We start from the raw sequence: 22,341 nt of genomic DNA on the forward strand, positions 1-22,341 counted from the left end.
CCCGCTGGCCTACCGCAGAAGACCCCGAATCCCCATATCATCTCCATGAACGACAACCTCTTTTTCGATCTGGAGCGCCCCGCGAAGGCGGCGCCCGAACGCACCGCGGCCGGGTGGCGGACGCTGCCCCTCGAGGGCCGTTTCGACCTCGTCTACGAGGACGCGGCCGGGGCCTGGAGCAACCGCTCCCTCGACGCCCGCGAGCTCAGGCTCGGGCCGGGGCGGACGCTGCTCGGCGGCATCGATGCCCGGCGCGGCGGCTATCGCGGGTTCCGGGTCGACCGGATCCGCCGCCTCGTCGACGGGGCCACCGGCGAGCGGATCGAGACCGGCATCCTCGACCGCCTGCTCGCGCGCGCCGAGGCGCAGCGTCGGGCCGACGCGCTGCGGATTCGCCGGCAGGCGCGGGCGCGCCGGAAGGCGGCGGTCGCGGCCGTGGCGTGATCGCAGTCGCCGGGCCGCGCGTGAACGCGTGAAAGATGGGGACCTGCGAAGCCGCGTCTCCCCATGTCCGCCGCGGTTGCGTATAGCCGGTGCATGGACCTTATCACCACCACTGACGCGCTGCGCCAGATCTGCACACGTCTCGCCGAGCAGCCCTTCGTGACCGTCGACACGGAGTTCATGCGCGAGACGACGTATTATCCGAAACTGTGCCTGATCCAGATGGCGGCACCGGACGGGACCGGCGTCCTGGTGGATCCGCTGGCGCCGGGGATCGACCTCGGGCCGTTCATCGCCCTCATGGCCGACGAGGGCACCGTCAAGGTGTTCCACTCCGCCCGCCAGGACCTGGAGATCATCTGGCTGATCGGCGGGATCCTGCCGCACCCGTTCTTCGACACGCAGGTCGCCGCCATGGTCTGCGGCTACGGCGATTCCGTCTCGTACGAGCAGCTCGTCAACGACGTCGCGAAGGCCAAGATCGACAAGTCCTCCCGCTTCACCGACTGGTCGCGGCGCCCGCTCTCGGAGGCGCAGCTGACCTACGCGCTGTCCGACGTCACCCACTTGGTGAAGATCTACGAAGTCCTCGTCGCCGAGCTGCTGCGGACCGACCGCGGCGCGTGGCTCGACGAGGAGATGGCGGTGCTGACGTCCCCTGAGACCTACCGCGCCGATCCCGCGCAGGCGTGGCGCCGCCTCTCCGGCCGCATGCGCAAGCCGCGGGAGATCGCCGTGCTGATGGAGGTCGCGGCCTGGCGCGAGAGCGAGGCGCAGACGCGCAACGTGCCGCGCGGGCGCGTCCTGAAGGACGAGGCGGTCATCGATATCGCCTCGGCGGCGCCGCGGAGCGCGGAGGCGCTCGGGCGGCTGCGGACGATCCCCGCGGGCTTCGAGCGCTCCCGGACCGGGGCCGACATCGTCGCCGCCGTGGAGCGCGGTCTCGCCCGCGACACGAGCGCCGTCCGGATGCCCGAGCGCGTGCGGCGGAGCGGCGGCAACGGCGCGATCGTCGAGCTCCTGAAGGTCCTGCTGAAGGCGGTCTGCGAGGCCGAGGGCGTGGCGCCGAAGATCATCGCCACGGTCGACGATCTGGAAGCGGTCGCCGACGACGACGATGCCGAGGTCCCGGCGCTGCAGGGCTGGCGCCGGACGCTGTTCGGCGAGAAGGCGCTGGCGCTGAAGCAGGGACGGCTGGCCCTCTCGGTCGAGTCCGGTCGCATCGTGGTCCGTCCCCTGGAAGCCGGACCTGTCGGCGGCGGCGCCGACCCGGACCGATGACGCCGCAGCGGCACTGACCGCACAATCCTTACTGGCGGGCGTGACTCGCCGCGGGTCCGGGATTAAATGGCAATTCGGTTGCCGCTTAATCCCGCCCCTGCGTCCCGCGTATGTTCGAGCCGAACGAGATCCTCAAGACGCTGACCGGGCGCGGTCTCGTGTCGGCCGAAGGGTGCGAAGCCGTCCGCGTCCGCTACCGGGTTGTGGTCGAGCGGCGCGAAGGCGGTGTCGTCGCCTACGGCAATCTGCACGGCAGCTACGCGGGCCTGCGACCGGTCTGGCTCGAGCCGGATGCCCAGCTCCGCCTGTCCAACGGCCGTCGCCTCAACATCTCCGTGACCGACTTGGTCGGCGACACGGCCGAGTTCGAGAGCACCGGGCCGGTCGGCGCGGTCTGACGCCGGCAAGAGCCGTTCCGCAGATCCTGAAAGAGACCTCCTGGTCCGCGCGCGCGACCCATTCCGATTCTCAAAATCGGGATGATTCGGCAATTTGTCGCGCGCGAACCCCACCGATCACGCGGGGATCCGCGGAAAAACGGGATGCGGCGACTGGGCGCACAGCGGGCTTTCGGGAAAATTCGGCAACTCATAGCCGCCGAAGCGTCTTGCACTGCAGTCCGCGGACCCGCAACGGCCGCGCGCCCGGGCGCGCCTGAATCCCGCCCACCGCGCGGAGGACGCATGCTTAAGCGCAGCAAAGCTCGCCTGTTTGCAAGGTCTGCATGGGAAACGGACACAACCCCGTGAGACAGAGGCCAGAGCAGGCGCCATCTCTTGTGCGTCGCAACATTTCTTTTCGCAAACGCATGACATCCGTCGTGCCTGTGTCACCCGAAAAGAAGCTTTCACCGTGTGCCCACAGGCCTCGAACAGCGAGTTGACGGCGCTCAAAAATCTCTTAAGGTCCGGGCAAGCCTCGGTTTCGAGGGAGACGCCTCAGGGATGGCGGCTCCTGGCTAGGGGATCAGTAGATCTCCTCGAAGTCCACTATGCCCGCTACCGAGGCGTCCATCCCTGTCGCAAACAGTCAGGTCGGAGTCCGAGCGACGCCACTCTCTTCGCGCGCCGTGAGAACTCTCAAGACTTGTCGGAGGAACCCATGAGAGCGGTACATCTCCTTGCGCTCGGCGCAGGTGTCGCGGCCGTCGCCGCGCCGGCGCTGGCCAATGAAAGCGTCATGAAGGGCATCGCCAACCCGGCGGAACAGGTTCTTCAGACGGTAGACTACGCGAATACGCGCTACTCGAAGCTCGACCAGATCAACGCCAAGAACGTCAAGGACCTGCAGGTCGCCTGGACGTTCTCGACCGGCGTGCTGCGCGGCCACGAGGGCTCGCCGCTCGTCGTCGGCAACATGATGTACGTGCACACGCCGTTCCCGAACATCGTGTACGCCCTCGACCTCGACCACGACGCGAAGATCGTCTGGAAGTACGAGCCGAAGCAGGATCCGTCCGTGATCCCGGTCATGTGCTGTGACACGGTCAACCGTGGTCTGGCCTACGCCGACGGCGCCATCCTCCTGCACCAGGCCGACACCACCCTCGTGTCGCTCGACGCCAAGACCGGCAAGGTCAACTGGTCGGTCGTGAACGGCGACCCGAAGAAGGGCGAGACCAACACCGCGACGGTTCTGCCGGTCAAGGACAAGGTCATCGTCGGCATCTCGGGCGGCGAGTTCGGCGTGCAGTGCCACGTCACCGCCTACGACCTGAAGACCGGCAAGAAGGTGTGGCGCGGCTACTCCGAGGGCCCGGACGATCAGCTGATCGTCGACCCGGAGAAGACCACCTCGCTCGGCAAGCCGATCGGCAAGGATTCCTCGCTGAAGACCTGGGAAGGCGATCAGTGGAAGACCGGCGGCGGCTGCACCTGGGGCTGGTTCTCGTACGACCCCAAGCTCGACCTGATGTATTACGGCTCGGGCAACCCCTCGACCTGGAACCCCAAGCAGCGTCCGGGCGACAACAAGTGGTCCATGACCATCTGGGCGCGTAACCCGGACACCGGCATGGCCAAGTGGGTCTACCAGATGACCCCCCACGACGAGTGGGACTACGACGGCATCAACGAGATGATCCTCACGGATCAGAAGATCGACGGCAAGGAGCAGCCGCTCCTGACCCACTTCGACCGTAACGGCTTCGGCTACACGCTGAACCGCGCGGACGGCACCCTCCTCGTCGCCGAGAAGTTCGACCCGGCCGTCAACTGGGCGACCAAGGTCGACATGGACAAGGGCTCGAAGAACTACGGCCGGCCGCTGGTCGTGTCGAAGTACTCGACCGAGCAGAACGGTGAGGACACCAACTCCAAGGGCATCTGCCCGGCGGCGCTGGGCACCAAGGATCAGCAGCCTGCGGCCTTCTCGCCGAAGACCAACCTGTTCTACGTGCCCACCAACCACGTCTGCATGGACTACGAGCCGTTCCGGGTGACCTACACCCCGGGCCAGCCCTACGTCGGTGCGACCCTCTCGATGTACCCGGCCCCGAACTCGCACGGCGGCATGGGCAACTTCATCGCGTGGGACGGCGTCAACGGCAAGATCAAGTGGACGAACCCCGAGCAGTTCTCGGTGTGGTCCGGTGCTCTGGCCACCGCTGGCGACGTCGTGTTCTACGGCACGCTTGAGGGCTACCTGAAGGCGGTCGACGACAAGACCGGCAAGGAGCTGTTCAAGTTCAAGACCCCGTCGGGCATCATCGGCAACGTGATGACCTACCAGCACAAGGGCAAGCAGTACGTGGGCGTCCTCTCGGGCGTCGGCGGCTGGGCCGGCATCGGCCTCGCGGCCGGCCTGACCGACCCGAACGCCGGCCTCGGCGCGGTGGGTGGCTACGCGGCTCTGTCGCAGTACACCAACCTCGGCGGTCAGCTGACGGTCTTCGCCCTGCCGAACTAATCGGCCGCAGGGTTTGAAGTGAAAAATGGTGCCGGCGCGGGTTCCCGCGCCGGCATCCTTGTGATTAGACTTTCTCGCAAGAGGCTGCGTCTCGGAGGGAGACCAAGAGCCTCGATCAAGGGAGACACATGCGTTGCTCAACCTCAGCAAGATCGTAACGCGGCCGGTTATCGCCGCCCTCGCCCTAGCGACCGTCTCGACGGTTGCCGTACATGCTGAGGATGCCAAGCCCGCCGACCCCAAGCTGGCGAATTCGCTGAACGCGAACGACAAGACCGCCGAGCAGGATGACAAGCTCCTGAAGAAGGACGCGGCCGTGAAGGTCGACGACGGCAAGTACTTCGACGCCGAGGGCCACCCGACGTTCCACGTGACCCAGGACGGCAAGATGCTCGACTGGTACACCTACTCGGGCTACCGCCGCTATCACGCCGAGTGCCACGTCTGCCACGGCCCGGACGGCATGGGCTCGACCTACGCGCCGGCCCTCAAGGACTCGCTGAAGCACCTCTCCTACGAGGAGTTCATCGGCATCCTGGCGGGCGGCAAGCAGGAAGTGAACGCCGCCGAGCAGAAGGTCATGCCGGCCTTCGGCGACAACAAGAACGTCATGTGCTACTCGGACGACCTCTACGTCTACCTCAAGGCGCGCGCCTCCGGCGCGATCGGGCGTATCCGCCCCTCCGAGCACGAGGGCAAGCCCGAGACCGCCAAGAAGGCGGAGAAGGAATGCATGGGCGGCTGATGTCGTCTCCTGCCCGGATCGCCGTTCTCTGCGCCCTGACTGTCTTCGGGGCGCAGGGCGCGCTCGCCCAGCATCTGCCGGATACCGTCACCACGGACGTGCTGCGCGTCTGCGGTGATCCGGGCAACATGCCGTTCTCCGAACGCAAGGAGGACGGCTTCGAGAACAAGATCGCGGCGATCATCGCCGACGAGCTGAAGATCAAGGTCCGCTACTACTGGCTGACGCAGGGTCCGGGCTTCGTGCGCAACACGCTCGGAACCGGCCTCTGCGACGTCATCATGGGCCAGGCCTTCGGAAGCGACCTCGTCCAGACCACCAATCCCTATTATCGATCGGCCTACACGCTGGTCACCCGCGCGGGCGAACTCGACGGTGTGACGGCCCTCGACGACCCGCGGCTGAAGGGCAAGAGCATCGGCGTGATCGCCGGGACGCCACCGGTCAACCGGATGGGCGAACTGGGCCTCGTCTCGGCCATGAAGGCCTACGCGCCCTACCAGCTCGACCCGTCCCGCAAGCACCAGACGGTCGCTGCCGAGATCGTCGCGGCCCTGGCCGCGAAGGAGATCGACGCGGCCGTCCTCTGGGGCCCGGCGGCGGGCTGGCTCGCCAAGCAGTCCGGCACGCCCATGAGCGTCGTGCCGCTGCTGAAGGAGCCGGAGCGTCCGCCGATGGCGTACCGGATCGCCATGGGTGTCCGGATCGGCGAGAACGACTGGAAGCGCTCGCTGAACACCATCCTGCGCAAGCGCAAGGCCGACATCGACAAGGTCCTGCGCGACTACGACGTGCCGCTCCTCGACGAGGAAGAGAACAAGCTCGTCGCCCCCGGCGAGCGCTGACGCGCAGCGCCGCGGCGCGCGCCGCCATCAGGCGCGCGCGATACCGGTCGAGTCGAGCTTCGCCAGGGCGTCCACCACGCGCTCGCCGCCGATGACGAGGTCGGGCGCGATCTCCGCCAGCGGGACGAGCACGAAGGCCCGCTCGCGCACGTAGCGGTGCGGCAGGACGAGGCGCGCGTCGTCGATGCTGGCGCCCTCGTAGGCCAGGACGTCGATGTCGATCACACGGGGCCCCCAGCGCTCCTCGCGGATCCGGCCGAGGTCGTGCTCCACCCGCAGGCAGGCGTCGAGCAGCCCGTGCGGATCGAGGTCGGTCTCGACCGCCACGGCCCCGTTCAGGAACCACGGCTGATCGGTCTTGCCCCAGGGCGGAGTCCGGTAGTCGGCCGAGCGCGCCACGACGTCGATGCCCGGGATCGCGGCGAGACCGGTGACCGCGCGGTCGAGCATCGCGGCCATGTCGCCGACATTGCTGCCGATTCCGAGGTACGCCCTCATCGACCGGCTCCGCGGCGGCGCGTGATCGCGACGCCGACGCTGTCCAGAATGGCGGGGACGGGCGCGCTCGGCTTGTCGACCTGAACGGTGATGGCGTCGACCTGCGCGAAGCGCGCGAGGATCTCCGCGGCCACCGTCTCGGCCAGGGCCTCGATCAGGTTGAACCGGCGCTCGGTGGCGATCGCGACCGCCACCGCCGTGAGATCCGCGTAGCTCACCGTGCCGGCCACGTCGTCGGAGCGGCCCGCCGGGCCGAGATCGAGTTCCGCTTCCAGGGAGATGTAGAAGCGCTGACCGAGCACCGCCTCCTCGGCCAGCACGCCGTGCCGGCCGAACACGGCGATCCGGGTGACGCGGATCAGGTCGCCCGCCATGCTCAGCGCGCCTCCGGCCGCATCACGGCGTCGACGACGCGCATCGCGTCGATATGCGCGGCCACGTCGTGCACGCGCACGATGTCGGCCCCGAGGGTCGCCGCGACGGCGTGCGCGGCGAGGGACCCGTGCAGGCGGTCCGCCGGACGGGTCTCGCGGTCGTGCAGGCGACCGAGGAGCGACTTGCGCGAGACGCCGACGAGGACCGGAAAGCCGAGGGCGCGGATCTCGGGCAGCCGCCGCAGCGCCTCGAGATGCTGATTCCAGGTCTTGCCGAACCCGACCCCCGGGTCGAGCACGATCTCGGAATCCGCGAGGCCCGCCCGGTGGGCGATCGCGAGGGACCGCTCGAAGAAGGCCAGCATGTCGGCGACGATGTCGAGCTCCGGCTCGATAGTCTCGCGGTTGTGCATGATGATGACCGGCGCGCCGTGGGCGGCCGCGACGTTGGCGATGTCGGGCTCGCGCTGGAGGCCCCAGACGTCGTTCACGATCCGCGCGCCGGCCTCGAGCGCGGCGCGCGCCGTCGAGGCCTTGTAGGTGTCGATCGAGATCGGCACCGGCAGCCGCGGCGCCACGGCCCGGATAACCGGCACGACGCGCGCCTGCTCCTCCTCGGCGGGGACCGGAACGTGGCCGGGCCGCGTCGATTCCCCGCCGACGTCGAGGATCGCCGCCCCCTCGGCGACCAGCCGCTCGGCCTGGGCCACGGCCTCGGCCTCCCCGGCGAACAGCCCGCCGTCGGAGAAGGAATCGGGCGTGACGTTGAGGATGCCCATGACCAGCGTGCGGCCGCCGAGCGCCGGCAGCAGGTCGGACAGGCGGGAAGAGGGGGTCACAGGCGGGTCCCGTTCACGAGCGCGGTTCGGGAGCCGGTGTGCGCGAATCGGGAGGCCGGCGCAACGCCGGCCTCACCGTGCGGCCCAGACCTGCGCGTCAGCCGTGGTAGCAGCGGATCTCGGCCTCGGCCTGGGCGCGGCGCAGCTCCGCGACCTTGTCGTCGAAGATCTTGGTCGACTTGAACTCGTTCGCCCGGTTGCCGATGCCCTGCCGCATCGAGAGCACCGTGCTCGCCTGAACGTACTTGTCGTAGGGGAGGATCGCGGCGAGCTGGTCAAGCGAGCACGAGCATTTCTGCAGGCTCTCGCGGGTCTGGCCGTTGGCGGCCATGCAGCCGAACACGTAGTCGACCCGCGCGTCGGTCGGGTAGTCGTTCTCCTCGGCGGCCCAGCCGGCCAGGCCCGACAGCGTCAGGGCGAGGGCGGCCAGCGCGCCCCGTTCAGCCAGCCTTCTGATCATAGCTCAGCTTCTCCTCAAGCAGCTCGCCGCCGTCCGGGCTCTTCGACGACGCCTCGATCGAGACGATCTCGCCCGGGACCGAGGGCGCGGTGACGAAGGTATAGGTCATATCGTCCATGCCGCGCATGCGCTGCGCCATCGCGTCGCCTGCGAACGGCTTCGTGACCACGCGCCAGCCGTCGACCTCGCGGCCGCCGATATCCACCTTGGTCGGCGTCACCGTCGCCTTCTCGCGCAGGCCCTTGCGGATCGCGAGCTTGAGGTAGCGCGGGTTCGCCTCCAGCACCTTCGCGACGGCCCGAAGATGGTTCTCGAGGAAGAGCGAGACGACCGGGTTGCCCGCCATGTCCTCGAACGGGCCGGCCGGCATCCGGTTCAGCCCGGAGAACATCACGACGCTGATGTCGCGGCCCTCGGCGGTCTTCCCGGGCGTCACCTTCAGCTGGATCGTGTCCTCGAGCGGCGCCCCGAACGGCCCCTTGGAGATCCCCGAGCGGCGCAGGTAATCGTAGGTCAGCGTCGAGCCTGGCGCGGTGTTCTTCATGTGCGGCTGGTCGAACAGCAGATCCGCCGCGGAGGGCGGGGCGGCGGCGTTCGCCGGGGAGACGGTGGCGGGCTTCGGCGCGTCCTCGGCGAGGGCCGGCAGCGCGGCCAGAGCCAGCGCGACCGACGTCGCGGCGAGGCCCCTCACGACAAGACTTCTCACGAGTTCACTTCCTCCTTGAGCGGCGACCGGACGTTGCTGCCGATCGTCCGGTAGACGTAGTCGGGCGGGTTCTCGGCCGCCTCCTCGGTGGCGAGCGCCCGCACCTTGGCGTGGAGCGGCGAGAGCGAGCAGGCCGGGTCCGTGGCCGCCGCGTCGCCGGCGAGCGCGAGCGCCTGGCAGCGGCAGCCGCCCCAGTCCTTCTCGCGCCGGTCGCAGGAGCGGCAGGGCTCCTTCATCCAGTCGGTGCCGCGATAGGCCGTGAAGGCCGGCGAGTCGCGCCAGATCTCCCCGAGCGAGCGGTCGTTGACGTTCCAGAACTCCAGACCCGGGATCGTCTCGGCCGCGTGGCAGGGCAGGACCTTGCCCTGGGGCGTCACGTTCATCAGCTTGCGGCCCCAGCCGCCCGCGCAGGCCTTCGGGTACTTCGCGTAATAGTCGGGCACGACGAGGTCGATGACGAGCTGGCCCTTCAGGCGCTCCCGGGCCGCCTCGACCATCCGGATCGACTCGTCGACCTGCGCCTTGTCGGGCATCAGGGCGGCGCGATTGACGTAGGCCCAGCCGTAATACTGCGTGTGCGCCACCTCGAGCCGCTTGGCGCCCATCTTCACCGCGAGATCGATGAAGCCCGCCACCTCGTGGATGTTGCCGCGGTGGATCACCGAATTCAGCGTGAGGGGCAGGCCGAGCTCCACCACCTTGGCGGCGAACTCGAACTTCTGCGGCTGCGCGTTCTTCAGGCCGCCGATCTTCTCGGCGTTCTGCGCGTCGACGCCCTGCACCGACAGCTGCACGTGGTCGAGCCCGACGTCGTAGAGCGCCTGCAGCTTGCCCAGCGCCCCGCCGACGCCGGACGTGATCAGGTTGGAGTACAGGCCGAGATCGGCGCAGGTCTTGGTGATCTCGACGATGTCGTTGCGCGCCGTCGGCTCGCCGCCGGACAGGTGCACGTGCAGGACGCCGAGCGCCGCCGCTTCCCCGAGCACGCGCTGCCACGTCTGCGTGTCGAGCTCGCCCGACCGCCGGTCGAGCTCCAGCGGGTTCGAGCAGTACGGGCAGCGCAGCGGGCAGCGATGGGTCAGCTCGGCGAGCAGACCGACCGGGGCCGGCGCGTCGGGGCGGTTCGGCGTCAGCGCGTTCATCGCTCGAGAACCCGTTTCTCCGCGAGGCCGTCGAGCATCACCAGGATGTCGGCCTCGATGGCGCGGGGATCGGCCGCGTAGGTCTTGCCCAGCTCGTCCGCGATGTCGGCGACGCTCCGCGCGCCATCCACGAGCTTCAGGACCGCCACGGCGTTGTCGTCGAGGTCGAAGGTGCGCTCGGGGGCGAGCAGGACCCACTTGCCGCGGGTCTCGTCGTTGCGCAGCCGGACGCCGCGCGGCAGCCGCGGTCGGTCGCCGGCCGCCATCTTCCCGCCAGCCGCTCCCGGCTTGGCCTGAGACGCCTCGGCCACCAGACCCTCGCCGGGCTGCCACGCGTCCGGCGGGACCATGCCGGGGGCCACGTAGGCGAAGTACAGGGCGTCGAGCTGCGTCCACAGCACGGTGCACTTGAACGTCAGCGCCGCCATCGCCTGCCGCTGCAGCTCCGGCGTCGTGGCGTGCTGCTTGACGTAGTCCAGGGCGAAGTCCGCGTCCCGCGGCGCCTGGGTCAGGCGTTTGTCGAAGTAGGCCAGCGTGTCCTTGGTGATGAAGTCGTAGTTCTTCAGCATCCCGGCCACGCGCTCGGAGATGATCGTCGGCGAGAACATCTCGGTCAGCGACGAGGCGATCGCCTCCAGGAGCGTCCGCTCGGAAACGAAGTGGACGTAGGCCTCGACCGAGAACTTCGTGGCCGACAGGATGCCGCGGGTCGACAGCACGTAGTCGCGGTCGAAGCCGACGCCCTCGGCCAGCTTGAGCCAGCGCTCGATGCCGCCGTCACCCTCGTGGTCGCCGTCGTGGTCGACGATCCGCTGGCGCCAGATCCGCCGCAGCGACGCGTCGGTCATCCGCGCCAGCACGGCGGCGTCCTTCACCGGAATCATCGCCTGGTAGTAGTAGCGATTCAGCGCCCAGGCCCGGACCTGGTCCTTCGACAGCTTGCCGTCGTGCAGCAGCCGATGGAACGGGTGCAGGTTGTGGTAGCGGCGCGCGCCGATGTCGCGCAGGGCCGCCTCCAGTTCCTCGGGACTCAGGAGACGCTGGCTGTCGGCGGCATCGGGGGTCGGGAAAATGGCGTTCATGGCGTGTCCGGCGTCCGTCCTCAGGTCGCGTTTCCTGTGTTCCGATCCCGCCCTCGTGCGCGGGGCGACTGTCCGGGCTCAGCCACGATATAGTGCCGTCCCCGCGGGCGCCCAACCATCGCCGGCGAGCGTCCGTCGCGCATAAGGCCGCGGCGCGGGGATCCGGCAGGCCGTCGGCGCGGCGTCCTAGAGCGTCAGACCCAGCCCGTCATGCGCCACGGTCCAGCCGGCCGCCTCGACATCGGCCCGCTCCGGCGAGCCCTCGACCAGGACCGGGTTCGTGTTGTTGATGTGCACGAAGACGCGGCGCCCGATCTCGACCGAAGCCAGGGCCTCGATCGAGCCGTTCTCGCCGCGCATCGGCACGTGACCCATGCGCCAGCCGGTCTTGGTGCCGACGCCGGCCCGGATCATGTCGTCGTCGTGCAGGACGGTCCCGTCGAACAGCAGCGCGTCGACGCCGGCGATCCGCGCGCGCAGACCGTCCGTCACCCGGGCACATCCGGGAATGTAGGCGAGGCGCCGGCCACCGGCCTCGATCAGGGCGCCGACCGTGGTCTCGGTCTCGGCGCCGATCTGCATGGTCTCGTCCTCCAGCCAGAGCGGCACCTTGCCGGGAACCGGGAAGAGGGTGACCGACAGGCCGGGGAGGGGCTCGAAGCGCTGGTCCATGCCGATCGGCTGACGGGCGACCACGCCCTCGGCCATCACGTCGAAGACGCGGTTGGCATTGACCGAATCGAGGATCCCGCGCGTGCCGTAGAGCGTGTAGGGCTGACCCTCGCGCAGGGTCAGCAGACCCGCGACATGGTCGACGTCGCCGTTGGTCAGGAGCACGGCGCGGATCGGCGAGTGGCGCAGACCCTCGCGCGGATGCATCTGTGCATTGTCGAAGAGCTGTTGCCGGATATCCGGCGAGGCGTTGATCAGCAGCCAGTCCGACCCGTCCGCGGAGACCGCGATGCTCGACTGGGTCCGGGGCCGCACCCGGTCCGGCTCGGACCGCGCCAGCGTGCAGATGGGGCAGCGGCAATTCCACTGGGGAAGGCCGCCGCCGGCCGCGGAACCGAGGATCACGACGCGCATGGTGCGGCTCCCGAGATCCCCGGCCCGTGAAACTCAGTTGAAGGTGTCGATCTCGGCTGACTCGTAGCTCGTCACTTCCATGCCGACGCAGATCTCGGACACGATCGGGGCAGCCCACTTCATGGTGTTTCTCCTCAGGCAACATCTACACCGAGTGTCACGCGGTTCCTAAGAGGACCCTAAGACACTGATGGCGCTCTCATTTCCGGCGCCGGAGAGGTATCGACGATTCACGCGCGGGCTTCAAGCACTAAGTTGCCGGATCCTCCCAAATTTTTCGTGAGAGACTTCCTAAGCGTCCGGAAACCATCACGAAATGGGCGGGCCTGCGACTAAAGTACAGGGGCCTACTGGCGGAAGTCGGGACCGCGCAATTCCAGCATGAATCCTTTACCCCGCACGGTGACGAGGCCGGGCCCGCCGTAGCGCACGAAATCGGCCATCTTGGAGCGGAGGTAGCCGATATAGACATCGACCACGTTGAGGGAGAGCCCGCCCTGGCTCGCCCACAGCCGGTCGAAGATGTCGGCGCGCGAGACCGGCTTGCCGATATTCTCCATCAGCATGGCCAGCAGGTCGGCCTCGCGGGGCGTGAGGCGGGCGCTCGCCTCGCCGCAGCTCGCCTGCCGGGTCTCGAGGTCGAGCATCAGCTTGCCGGCGGTGATGCGCGAGCGCGGCGCCTCCGCCTGCTCCCGGCGCATCAGGTGGGTCCGCAGGCGCGCGACCAGCTCGTCGAACTCGAAGGGCTTGATGATGTAGTCGTCGGCGCCGAGCGCCAGGCCCTCGGCCCGGTCGCGGATCTCGTCGCGGGCCGAGAGGAACAGGATCGCGCCCGGGAAGCCGCCCTCGCGCAGGGACCGGCAGACGTCGTGGCCCGAACCGTCCGGGAGGTTGATGTCGAGCAGCACGGCGCCGGGGGCCGGGTCGTGGGCGGCCTTCAGGGCCTCGTCGACGCAGGCCGCCGTCCCGACCTCGAAACCCTCGGCCTCGAGCCCCCGGGCGAGGAGGCCGCGGATGTCGATATCGTCCTCGACGATCAGGATCCGCGTCATGCGGCCGACTCCTTCACCTGCGCGCCCACTTCAGCGCCCACTTGGGCGCCAACGGCAGCGCCGTCGACCGGGCCCGTCTCCCATGCCGGATCGCAAGCCGGGATGTCCAGGGTGACCCGGGCCCCGCGCCCGTCCGGCCCGGGGCCGAGCCGGATCGTGCCGCCGTGCTGCTCCACGATCCACCGCGCGAGCGCGAGCCCGATGCCGAACCCGGTCTCGTCCGGTCCGGCGCCCGAGCCGCGCTTGAAGCGCTCGAACAGCGCGTCCTCCGACGCGCCGAAGCCCGGTCCGTCATCCGTGATGGTGATCCGTCCGACCGGCCCGGGCCCTGCCGACAGGGCGACCTCGACCCGGGTGAGGCCGGCGGCGTGGCGGAGCGCGTTGTCGACGAGGCTCTCGACGGTCTGGCGCATCCACTCGCGGTCGGCGAGGCACTCGACGTCCCGGGTGCCGGGATCGAGGGTGAGACCGACGCGGCGGCGCGCCGCCTCGGAGCTCATGTTGTCCACGGCCTCCGCCAGGACCTGGGCCAGCCCCAGGCGGCGCTTGTCGAACGCGATCTCGCCGGATTCCGAGCGCGCGACGCGCAGCAGGTCCTCGACGCGCAGCTTGAGGCGCTGCGCCCGCTTCTTGATCGTCGCGAAGACCGGTCCCGGATCGGCGCCCCGGGACGCGCCGCGCAGGGCGAGGTCGCACTCGCCCAGGATCACCGTCAGCGGCGTGCGCAGCTCGTGGCTGACATCGGCGAAGAAGCGGCGGCGGGACTGATCGACGGCCTCGAGCCGGGCGTTGGCGGCGCGCAGATCGGCGGTGCGGGCCGCCACGGTGTCCTCCAGCGCCGCCCGGTCGGCCGCGACCCGCGATTCCCGCCGGGCGAGGCGGGCGGCCATGCGGTTGACGTTGGTCATGAGCAGGCCGAGCTCGTCCCGCGTGGCGACGGAGAGGCGCGTGTCCAGGGCGCCGTGGCCGATGGCGCTCGCGGCGCGGCGGACCTCCTCGATGCGGGCCAGGGTCGGCCGGGTGACGCCGCGGTAGAGGATCGCCAGCAGCACGAGGGCCGCGGCCACCGCAGCGGCGGCCGCCACCCGCAGGCGCTCCGAGAGCGCCCGGGCCTCCTCGGAGCCGAGCGCCATGCTGCGCCGCTCGGCCTCGATCAGGAAGGAGAGCGGCTGGCCGGTCATGGCACCGAAACCGTTGAGCGCGCCCTTGATCGCGTCCTGACGCCGCTCCGGCTCGGTCTGGCGGCTGATCAGCGACACCTGCCGGTCCAGCACGGCGCGCGCCGCGCGCAGCTGCGCCATGGGGCGGGTGCGGGCGGCGTACTGCATCCGGTCGGCCGGGTCGTCGCTCGGCGGAAAGCTCTTGGCGAGCGCCTCGTCCACGGTGGTCAGGGCGCGGTCGGCATTGTCGCGGGCGATCGCCATCGCCTCGGGCTGGCCATCGGGATTGCCGACGGTCTCCACCGCCGCGAGACCGAACTGCGTGAGGCGGCCGGACAGCTCGGCCAGCAGCTCCAGGCGCCGCTGGGCCTCGAGGGTCCGGTCGACGGTGCGCTCCGCCGCCCCGATGGCCGCCAACGCGGCCGCGGCGGCCAGCACCACCACGATGGCGGTGCCGCCGAGCAGCAGCGCGAAGCGGACCTTCAGCGAGCGCATCGTCCCCGTCCCGCCCTCAATCCCGCCGTGCAGGCGGGCCCGAGCATGGCACCGCCGGAGCGCCGAACCAAGGACCCGTCACAGGTCCTTCGGCAGGCTGCCCTTCGCGGCGCAGCGCCAGCGCTCCACGTGCCATTCCGGATGCGCCGCCTGCCAGGTCGCGAGCGCGCTCTGCGAGTTGCGCAGGCACACGAAGGGGCTCGATCTCTCGAAGGACATCTCGATCCGGTCCTCGCGGCAGGTCGAGGGCTGGGCGACGAGACAGATCGACAGCAGAAGCAGCATGGACGCCTCCCCGGGCTGCCGGCCTCGTGCGGGCCGGCTTGGCGGGGAGCATAGGACGCGTCCACGCCCCTTGCCCAGGCGGCGTCAGGCCGCGACCCAGATCTCGCCCTTGGCGATCGTCGCGAGGTCGCCGGAATAGCGGCGCAGCGGCTTGCCGAGGAGGTCGGCGTGCTCGGCGCTCAGGCCGCGCAGGGCCTTGGCCAGCAGCCGCAGGAACACGAGGTCGTGCGTCCCGGTCTCCACGAAGGTCGGCGACATCCGGCCGTGGCTGCCGACGAGGAGCGTCCCGCGGCGCATGCCGAAGCCGGGATGATCGCCCACCGCGAGCGCCGCCAGGGTGCCGGCGATCATGCGCGAGCCCGCGAAGGCGCCCGCGCGCCCGGCCACGATCGTCCCGCGCCGCATCCGGTCGCCGAGATGGGCGCCGGCGCTGCCGCGGATGATCAGCGTCGCGCCGTCGAGGCCGGCCTTCGCGGCGTAGACCGCGCCACCGGCATAGTCCCCGGCATCGCCCTCGACGGTGATCGTACCGCCGGTGGCACCGGAGGCCGCGTAGGGTCCGGCATGGCCGGTGACGGTCAGGCTGCCGCCCGCCATGCCGGCGCCGAGGCGCTGGCCGACATCGCCGGTCACCCGGATCGTACCTTCGGACAGCGACGCCCCGACCCGGTCGAGGCGCTCGTGGCCGCCCTCGATGGTCAGGGTGTCGGAGCCGTCAAGCGCGACCGCGAAGCAGTCGCCGAGGCGCACGCCGGTCCGGGTCGTCCCGATCTCGAGGCGCTCGGCCTCGCCCTGGGACAGGCGGCTGAGCGCCCGCGGGTTGACGTTCAGGAGGTCCAGGCGCTCGGGCGGGGCCGCGCGCAGGGTGAGGGTGCTCACGGCTCAGCCCTCCGGCTTGGCGCTGTCGCGCGCGATCAGGTCGCGCAGGTGGTAGTGGTGGCGGCCGAGATTGCCGCCGTAATTGCCGGCCGTGACGGCGATCAGGCCGTGCTTGCCGCCGATCTCGGTGGCGGCGTGCAGGCCGGCGCGCATCGAGTCGGACACGCCCTGCGAGGTGAGGGCGTCGATCACGATCTCCAGCACCACGCCGCACTCGGCCGGGAGCGCCGAGCCGGCGCGGCCCTTCAGGGTCGGACAGTAGGCGTCGTTCGTCGAGGCCATCATGCCCTTGGTCCGGCCGCCGACCTTGGAGCCGGAGCGGACGATGCCGCCCGGGAACGGCAGGATCGCGCCCGGGACCGCCTTGGCGGCCTCGACGGCGATCTCGGCGACCTTGAGCGTCTCGGCGTGGTTCCGCCCGAGGAACAGCAGGTTGCCGCCGCCGACTGCGCCGTCGACGGCTCGGACCGAATCCTCGCAGAGGAACTCGCCGTCCATCACCGGGATGCGCCAGTAGCGCCGGGCCTTGCCGGTGGCGTCGGGCAGGCGCTTGGCCACCGCGAACCCGTCGCCGAAGTACCGGATCGCGCCGCCGAGCTTGATCTTGGTCGGCCCGTCGACGCCCGCGTAGCAGGCGGTGCCCGGGCAGGTGAGGATGCACTGCCCGACGCGCTTGATCAGCTGGTCCTTGAGGCCGTTCGGCTCGAAGCCGAACAGCAGGATGCGCACGCCCGGCCGCCCGTCCGGCGTCTCCTCGGGCGACAGCTCGGCGTCGATGCCGGCCTCGGCGCCGCAGCCGATCACCGAGGTGGCGAAGCCGGTCATCGTGGTCGCGGCGATCATCGCCCACTTGGCGGTGTCGTTCGTGACGATGATGGCCGTGCCGGCCACGTCGAACGCCTCCGCGAAGGTGTCGACGACCGGGATGCCGTTGAGGGTGAGGTCAGACATCGTACTTCCCGCGGCTCGCCCCGCTGATCACGCCCGGCATGGCACCGCCTCGAAGTTCTCCCGGCCCTCGCCGAAGGCCGCGTCGGGCACGGCGAAGCTGTCGAGGCCCTCGCCGAACCGCTCCGTGAGGTAGGTGTCGGCGCGCTTCGCCATGGCCTTGTCGGACTCGACGGTCAGCGACAGCGTGCGGCCGGCGCGCCACTCCACGACCTCGCCGTCCTCGACGATCGGCACGCCGTCCTTGAGGACGAGCTTGGCGGCGGTGAACATCGCGGTGCGGTTCGCGTCGTCGCGGTAGACCGCGACGTCGGCCCGGGCGCCGGCCCGCAGGTGGCCGCGGTCGGCGAGGCCGAGGAGCTTCGCCGGTCCGGACCGGGTCAGCTGCGCGATCTCCGAGAGCGTGTACTCGCGCTCCAGCCCCGGGAGGCTCGACCGCTCACCGACCACGCTCGGCAGCGTCGCGATCTCGCGGTCGCGCTCCGACTTGTCCATCAGCAGGTGGATGATGCGCGGGTACTGGGTGAACGGGCCGCCGTTCGGGTGGTCGGTGGTCAGGATCGTCCGCTCCGGGTCGGTGGAGAGCAGCATGATCTCCAGGCCGATCGCCCATTGCAGCGAGCTGGTCGGGCCCCGGGGCCGGTACAGGAACGGCACCACGCCGCCGCCCTCGGCATCGCCCGCGTTCAGGACCCACTTCTTCGGCTTGGCGCCCTTCCGGCCGGCGAACTGGCGGAGGATGTCGAGGGACACCGTCACGGTCTGGCCGAACACGACCTGCCCGATATCGAGGGTGGCGTTCGGGTTGTCGGTGATCGCCTGCGCGATCCGCTCGGCGGCCGAGCGGAAGCCGCCGGTGCCGGGATTGGCCGGGTCGACCGCCCCGTAGGCGTAGAACTGCGCGTGGGCGAAGTGGATGCGCCGTCCCTCCGCCGCGTCCAGCGTCGCCATGAAGCTGTCGTCGGCCCCGGGCAGGCCGAGGTTGTTGCAGTGGACGTGCAGCGGGTGCGGCACGCCGATCTCCTCGACCGCGTCGAGGAGCGAGCCCAGGATCTGCCGGGTCGAGAGCCCGTAGCAGGGGATCTCGTCGTCGAGGGAGAGGCGCAGGGCCCCGTCCTTGAAGGCGGAGGCGCCGCCGGCGTTGATGCACTTGACCCCGAGGCCGCGCGACTGGGCGACCGACAGGGCGACGAGGTCGCGCACGGCGTTGCCGCCCTGGCCCTCGCGCAGGAGCTGCAGGAGCTGGTCGTCGTTGCCCATCACGGTCAGGGCGCCGCGGTCGAGCAGCGGGATGTCGGCGAGTTCGAGCTGCGTGCCCAGCGCGTGGGTCGGCGGCATCGCCGGCTCGACGGCCGTGGTGTAGCCCATCCGCGCGTAGGTCGAGCCGATCCAGGCCGCCGCCCCGCCCGCGTGGGCGAAGGGATGGCCGTCGGGCGCCGCCTCGCTGACGTAGAGGTCGGGCAGGAGCAGCCGCGAGGTGATCACGTTGCCGCCGGCGATGTGCGAGTGCACCTCGACGCCGCCCGCCATCACCACGCAGTCCGCGGCGTCGATCACGGCGTCGGGCTCGCGGCCCGGCGGATCGATCACGCGGCCGTCCTCGATCCAGACGTCGCCCACGGAATCGCGGGACGCGGTCGGATCGACGACGCGCCCGCCCCGGATCACGCTCAGCATGCGGGTTCACTCCTCGACGCGGCCGGGCCCGTGACCAGGCGCTCCTTCAGGGCGCCCAGCACTGACGCGGCCGACGGCAGATCCGACGGCGCCGAGGCCGGCCAGAAGGTCAGCGCGGCGCGCTGCTCGTTCCACAACACGCCGCCGTGGTCGCGGCCGGGCTGGCCAACCGCGATCACCACCTCGGCGGCTCCGGCCTCACCGTCCGCGACCAGCGCGACGGAGGGGACGTTCGACAGCCAGTCCGGGCGCGACACCGGGACGGCGCCGAGCCAGAGAACGGCGTCGACCTCGCCGGCGGCGACCTGCCGGGCGGCGTCGAAGCGCCAGGGATCGTGCTCGGGCACGCGGCGCCCGAAGCCGCTGCGCGGCGCCTGCCCGGTGAGCCAGGCCGAGACCGGCACCACCGCCCGGTCCTGGCCGGTGCCGCCGACCGCGAGGGTGAAGCAGCGGGTCGTCTCGCTGAGCTCCATGGCGAGGCCCTGGAGCATCTCGATGCCGACCTCGCCGAGTTCGGCGGCGTCGTAGAGGAGGATTCCGTACTGCGCGGCGGCGAGCCGGGCGGCGATCTGGCCGGGCAGATCATCGCCGGCGAGGTGGCCGCGGGCGTGGGCGCGCAGCACGCCGACCGCCTCGGTCAGCCCGCCCTCGGCCGGCCAGGACAGGGACGCGGTGGCGTTGGCGCCGACGGCCAGCAGGGTGCGGTCCGACCCGGCGGCGCGACCGCGGCCGGGCTTGCCGTCGACGAGGCGCTTCAGGAGCGGCGCCTGCCAGGGGGCGGCGCCCACCACCAGCACCACGTCGGCGCGCCCGACGGCCTCGGCGGGTGTCGAGGTCAGCGCCCCGACCCGGCTCAGCGCCCCGAGGTCCGCGTAGGTGCCGGCCGCGCCGGCGGTGTCGACGGAGGCGCCGAGGCGCCCCGCGAGATCGTAGGCCGCGCGGATCGCGGCCACGTCGGCGCTGAGGCCGGCGATCACCGGCGCGCGCGCTTTGGCGAGGAGGGATGCGGCCGCCTCGATGGCGGTGCCCGCGTCCGTCGCGCCACCCTTCACCCAGGCTGCCATGCTCCCTCTCGCAACGTTCTTGCTTGGTTTCGGAGCGGGCGACGGCCGTAAGACCGGACGAAGCGGGTGCCCCTCGAGCCCGAGGGTTCCCCACCGAATCGGAATGGCTCATCCGCCCGGCATGTCCGGGCAGGCGGCAAACTCGGCGCGCCGTCGCGGGCCTAGGTTTGCCTTCATCCGCGCACCGCGGCAAGGGGGTCCGGCGGCGATGCGCGTCGGGAAGTGAATCGCGGGTATCGGTTCACCGCCGCGCGCGCTCTCCGCGATCGATCAGTCCTGCGCCGTCGGCGGGCACGATCCGCGCGCGTCCACGTTGCCCGGTTCCGGGCCGCGTGTGACAAGCGCGCCGCGCAGGGGCCGGACCTGCGGGATTCGAGACGGGATTCGAGGGAAGAGCGTTGGGCGAGGTCCCCGAACGGAACGAGGCGACGGCGGACGGTACCGTGCGGGTCGAGGCGCCGGCGCGGCTGCATTTCGGCTTCCTGGACCTGCATGGCGGGCTCGGCCGCCGCTTCGGCAGCATCGGGCTGGCCATCGACGCGCCGTCCCTGGTCCTGACCGCCCGCCGGGCGACCCGGCCCACTGTCACGGGCCCGGAATCCGACCGGGTGCGCGGCTACGTCGAGGCCGCCGCCGCCCATCTCGGGCGCGGCGGGGACGTCGCCATCGATGTCGAGCGGGTGATCCCGGCCCATACCGGGTTCGGCTCCGGCACGCAGCTCGCCCTCGCGGTGGCGGCCGCGATGGCGCGCCTCAACGGCGAGCCCTTCGCGGCGGAGGCCTTCGCGGCGACCCTGGACCGGGGCAACCGGTCCGGCGTCGGCCTGTGCGCCTTCACGGAGGGCGGCCTGATCGTCGACGGCGGCCGCGGCGCGGATGGCGGGCCGCCGCCGGTGATCGCGCGCCTGCCCTATCCCGAGGCCTGGCGGATCGTCCTGATCCTCGATCCGAGCATGGCCGGCGTGCACGGGACGCGCGAGGTCGAGGCCTTCCGCGACCTGCCGCGCTTCCCCGAGGCCCAGGCTGCCGAGATCTGCCGGATCGCGCTGATGCAGGTGCTGCCCGCCGTCGCCCTGGCGGAGCCGCAGGGCTTCGGCGCGGGCATCACCCGGATCCAGACGCTGATCGGCGACCATTTCGCGCCCCATCAGGGCGGCCGCTACGCCAGCGCCGCGGTGGCGGAGGCGCTCGCCAGCGTCGCCGCGCGGGGCGTCGCGGGCTACGGCCAGTCCTCCTGGGGGCCGACCGGCTTCGCGCTGGTCCCGTCCGAGGCGGAGGCCCGCGCCCTGGTGGCCGGCCTCGACCGGGGCGGCCCCCTCCGGTTCGTCATCGCCCGGGGCCGCAACGGTGGCGCTTCGGTAACCGGTCCGGCGTGAGCTGGCCGCCCCGGGCTTGACCCGGGGCGCCGCTCCGGGTTTGGACGGAGGGAAGGCGCCTCTCTCGCGCGCCGCACGAGGATTCCATGGCCCGCTCGATCCTCCACATGCTGACGCCGCTCCGGCACATGAGCCCGTTCGACGTGAACATGGCCGTGGATGCCGGCTTCGAGACGGTGGTGACCTACGCGGAGGTCAGCCTCGCCGACGTCGTCACCCTGACGCAGGATTCGATCTTCTCGCGGTCGCCGGCCGACGGGACGCGGACGGGCATCTTCATCGGCGGCAAGAACGCCGAGGACGCCCTCGACATGGTCGACCGCGCCAAGAAGGCCTTCGTGCCGCCCTTCGTGAACCACGTCTTCGCCGACCCGGCGGGCTCGTTCACCACCGGCGCCGCCATGGTGGCGCAGGTCTCCCGCGCCCTGCGGCAGAAGTTCAACACCGACCTCAAGGGCAAGCGCATCGTGATCTTCGGCGGCGCGGGCGTCGTCGCCTACGTGGCCGCGGTGATCGGCGCCCTGCAGGGCGCGACCACAGTCCTGGTCGGCCACGACGGCGAGGAGCGCGTCTCGAAGATCGCCTTCACGATGAAGTGGCGCTTCGGCATCGAGGTCGGCGCCGTCGACGGCACGACGCCCGACGACCGGCGCGCGGCCATCCGCGACGCCGACGTCATCCTCTCGGCCGGCCCGGCGGGCATCCCGATCCTCACCGCGGAGGATCTGAAATCCGCGCCGAAGCTGCTCGTGGCGTCCGACGTCAACGCCGTGCCGCCCGCCGGCATCGCGGGGATCGACGTCAACGCGGTGGACGTCACGCTGCCCACCGGCAAGGGGGTCGGTATCGGCGCGCTGGCCGTCGGCGACGTGAAGTACAAGACGCAGCGGCGCCTGTTCGACCGGATGCTCGCCTCCGACACGCCGCTGTGCCTCGACTTCCGCGACGCCTACGAGCTCGCCGTGGAGATCGCCGGCTAGGCCGCTCCCGGACCGG

Annotated in this window: 24 protein-coding genes; 8 read left to right on the forward strand and 16 right to left on the reverse strand. The window is 70.9% G+C overall.

All coding sequences use genetic code 11. The features are described from left to right. Positions 1-45 precede the first annotated feature (45 nt). From ACLBYG_RS02925 to xoxJ, 6 genes are all read left to right on the forward strand, one after another. Complete coding sequence (locus tag ACLBYG_RS02925) at positions 46-444, forward strand: hypothetical protein (protein WP_170855122.1); 399 nt, start codon at positions 46-48, stop codon at positions 442-444. Positions 445-537: 93 nt separating this feature from the next. Next, positions 538-1,725, forward strand: coding sequence for a ribonuclease D (gene rnd / locus ACLBYG_RS02930; RefSeq protein WP_447680547.1), 1,188 nt, complete (start codon positions 538-540; stop codon positions 1,723-1,725). A 110-nt stretch (positions 1,726-1,835) separates the two neighbouring features. Next, positions 1,836-2,123: a hypothetical protein gene (locus ACLBYG_RS02935; protein ID WP_447680548.1), complete on the forward strand. Its 288-nt coding sequence runs from the start codon at positions 1,836-1,838 to the stop codon at positions 2,121-2,123. A gap of 703 nt (positions 2,124-2,826) precedes the next feature. Next, a complete protein-coding gene (gene xoxF1, locus ACLBYG_RS02940; RefSeq protein WP_026604740.1) occupies positions 2,827-4,632 on the forward strand; it encodes a lanthanide-dependent methanol dehydrogenase XoxF1 in 1,806 nt (601 codons plus the stop codon). Positions 4,633-4,765: 133 nt separating this feature from the next. Then, a complete protein-coding gene (locus tag ACLBYG_RS02945; RefSeq protein WP_020091821.1) occupies positions 4,766-5,377 on the forward strand; it encodes a c-type cytochrome, methanol metabolism-related in 612 nt (203 codons plus the stop codon). Next, the gene (gene xoxJ / locus ACLBYG_RS02950) at positions 5,377-6,222 is read left to right on the forward strand and encodes a rare earth element methanol dehydrogenase accessory protein XoxJ (RefSeq protein WP_244526844.1); all 846 of its coding nucleotides are present in this window, start codon (positions 5,377-5,379) and stop codon (positions 6,220-6,222) included. Before ACLBYG_RS02945 ends, xoxJ begins: the two co-directional genes overlap by 1 nt. A 27-nt stretch (positions 6,223-6,249) precedes the next feature. Here the strand turns inward: xoxJ and folK are convergent, their stop codons facing one another. The 16 genes from folK to ACLBYG_RS03030 all read right to left on the reverse strand — a co-directional run bounded on the left by folK (position 6,250) and on the right by ACLBYG_RS03030 (position 19,969). Continuing rightward, complete coding sequence (gene folK, locus ACLBYG_RS02955; RefSeq protein WP_132366958.1) at positions 6,250-6,720, reverse strand: 2-amino-4-hydroxy-6-hydroxymethyldihydropteridine diphosphokinase; 471 nt, start codon at positions 6,718-6,720, stop codon at positions 6,250-6,252. Beyond that, the gene (gene folB / locus ACLBYG_RS02960) at positions 6,717-7,094 is read right to left on the reverse strand and encodes a dihydroneopterin aldolase (RefSeq protein WP_020091824.1); all 378 of its coding nucleotides are present in this window, start codon (positions 7,092-7,094) and stop codon (positions 6,717-6,719) included. Before folB ends, folK begins: the two co-directional genes overlap by 4 nt. 2 nt (positions 7,095-7,096) lie before the next feature. Further along, a complete protein-coding gene (folP, locus tag ACLBYG_RS02965; protein ID WP_331297458.1) occupies positions 7,097-7,933 on the reverse strand; it encodes a dihydropteroate synthase in 837 nt (278 codons plus the stop codon). A 97-nt stretch (positions 7,934-8,030) separates the two neighbouring features. Beyond that, a complete protein-coding gene (locus ACLBYG_RS02970; RefSeq protein ID WP_091678351.1) occupies positions 8,031-8,393 on the reverse strand; it encodes a hypothetical protein in 363 nt (120 codons plus the stop codon). Next, complete coding sequence (locus ACLBYG_RS02975) at positions 8,374-9,099, reverse strand: hypothetical protein (RefSeq protein WP_447680549.1); 726 nt, start codon at positions 9,097-9,099, stop codon at positions 8,374-8,376. Before ACLBYG_RS02975 ends, ACLBYG_RS02970 begins: the two co-directional genes overlap by 20 nt. Next, positions 9,096-10,241, reverse strand: coding sequence for a pyrroloquinoline quinone biosynthesis protein PqqE (gene pqqE, locus ACLBYG_RS02980; protein WP_447680550.1), 1,146 nt, complete (start codon positions 10,239-10,241; stop codon positions 9,096-9,098). The genes ACLBYG_RS02975 and pqqE overlap by 4 nt, the downstream gene beginning before the upstream one ends. Beyond that, positions 10,238-11,323: a pyrroloquinoline-quinone synthase PqqC gene (pqqC, locus tag ACLBYG_RS02985; RefSeq protein WP_020091829.1), complete on the reverse strand. Its 1,086-nt coding sequence runs from the start codon at positions 11,321-11,323 to the stop codon at positions 10,238-10,240. The genes pqqE and pqqC overlap by 4 nt, the downstream gene beginning before the upstream one ends. Positions 11,324-11,509: 186 nt before the next feature. Continuing rightward, a complete protein-coding gene (gene pqqB, locus ACLBYG_RS02990; RefSeq protein WP_447680551.1) occupies positions 11,510-12,409 on the reverse strand; it encodes a pyrroloquinoline quinone biosynthesis protein PqqB in 900 nt (299 codons plus the stop codon). Positions 12,410-12,442: 33 nt separating this feature from the next. Then, complete coding sequence (gene pqqA, locus ACLBYG_RS02995) at positions 12,443-12,532, reverse strand: pyrroloquinoline quinone precursor peptide PqqA (protein ID WP_012317526.1); 90 nt, start codon at positions 12,530-12,532, stop codon at positions 12,443-12,445. Positions 12,533-12,756: 224 nt separating this feature from the next. Then, positions 12,757-13,461, reverse strand: a complete 705-nt coding sequence (locus ACLBYG_RS03000; RefSeq protein WP_020091831.1) for a response regulator transcription factor — start codon at positions 13,459-13,461, stop codon at positions 12,757-12,759. Then, positions 13,458-15,116, reverse strand: a complete 1,659-nt coding sequence (locus ACLBYG_RS03005; RefSeq protein ID WP_447680552.1) for an ATP-binding protein — start codon at positions 15,114-15,116, stop codon at positions 13,458-13,460. The genes ACLBYG_RS03000 and ACLBYG_RS03005 overlap by 4 nt, the downstream gene beginning before the upstream one ends. A gap of 78 nt (positions 15,117-15,194) precedes the next feature. Beyond that, entirely contained in the window at positions 15,195-15,401 is a 207-nt protein-coding gene (locus ACLBYG_RS03010; RefSeq protein WP_020091833.1) for a hypothetical protein, read from the reverse strand. An 84-nt stretch (positions 15,402-15,485) separates the two neighbouring features. Further along, the gene (locus tag ACLBYG_RS03015; protein WP_056521171.1) at positions 15,486-16,280 is read right to left on the reverse strand and encodes a formylmethanofuran dehydrogenase subunit C; all 795 of its coding nucleotides are present in this window, start codon (positions 16,278-16,280) and stop codon (positions 15,486-15,488) included. Positions 16,281-16,283: 3 nt separating this feature from the next. Beyond that, a complete protein-coding gene (gene fhcD, locus ACLBYG_RS03020; RefSeq protein ID WP_020091835.1) occupies positions 16,284-17,231 on the reverse strand; it encodes a formylmethanofuran--tetrahydromethanopterin N-formyltransferase in 948 nt (315 codons plus the stop codon). Positions 17,232-17,258: 27 nt separating this feature from the next. Beyond that, positions 17,259-18,905 carry a formylmethanofuran dehydrogenase subunit A gene (locus tag ACLBYG_RS03025; RefSeq protein ID WP_447680553.1) on the reverse strand — a complete coding sequence of 549 codons (1,647 nt, stop codon included), beginning with the start codon at positions 18,903-18,905 and terminating at the stop codon, positions 17,259-17,261. Beyond that, positions 18,899-19,969, reverse strand: coding sequence for a formyltransferase (locus tag ACLBYG_RS03030; protein WP_447680554.1), 1,071 nt, complete (start codon positions 19,967-19,969; stop codon positions 18,899-18,901). The genes ACLBYG_RS03025 and ACLBYG_RS03030 overlap by 7 nt, the downstream gene beginning before the upstream one ends. A gap of 398 nt (positions 19,970-20,367) precedes the next feature. On the opposite strand from ACLBYG_RS03030, the gene ACLBYG_RS03035 reads away from it, so the two are divergent. Next, the gene (locus ACLBYG_RS03035; RefSeq protein ID WP_447680555.1) at positions 20,368-21,345 is read left to right on the forward strand and encodes a beta-ribofuranosylaminobenzene 5'-phosphate synthase family protein; all 978 of its coding nucleotides are present in this window, start codon (positions 20,368-20,370) and stop codon (positions 21,343-21,345) included. Positions 21,346-21,431: 86 nt separating this feature from the next. Beyond that, positions 21,432-22,325 (forward strand): NAD(P)-dependent methylenetetrahydromethanopterin dehydrogenase, encoded by an 894-nt coding sequence (locus tag ACLBYG_RS03040; protein WP_447680556.1) that lies wholly within the window; start codon positions 21,432-21,434, stop codon positions 22,323-22,325. Positions 22,326-22,341 lie beyond the last annotated feature (16 nt).

The sequence above is a fragment of the Methylobacterium sp. D53M genome, assembly GCF_053345625.1.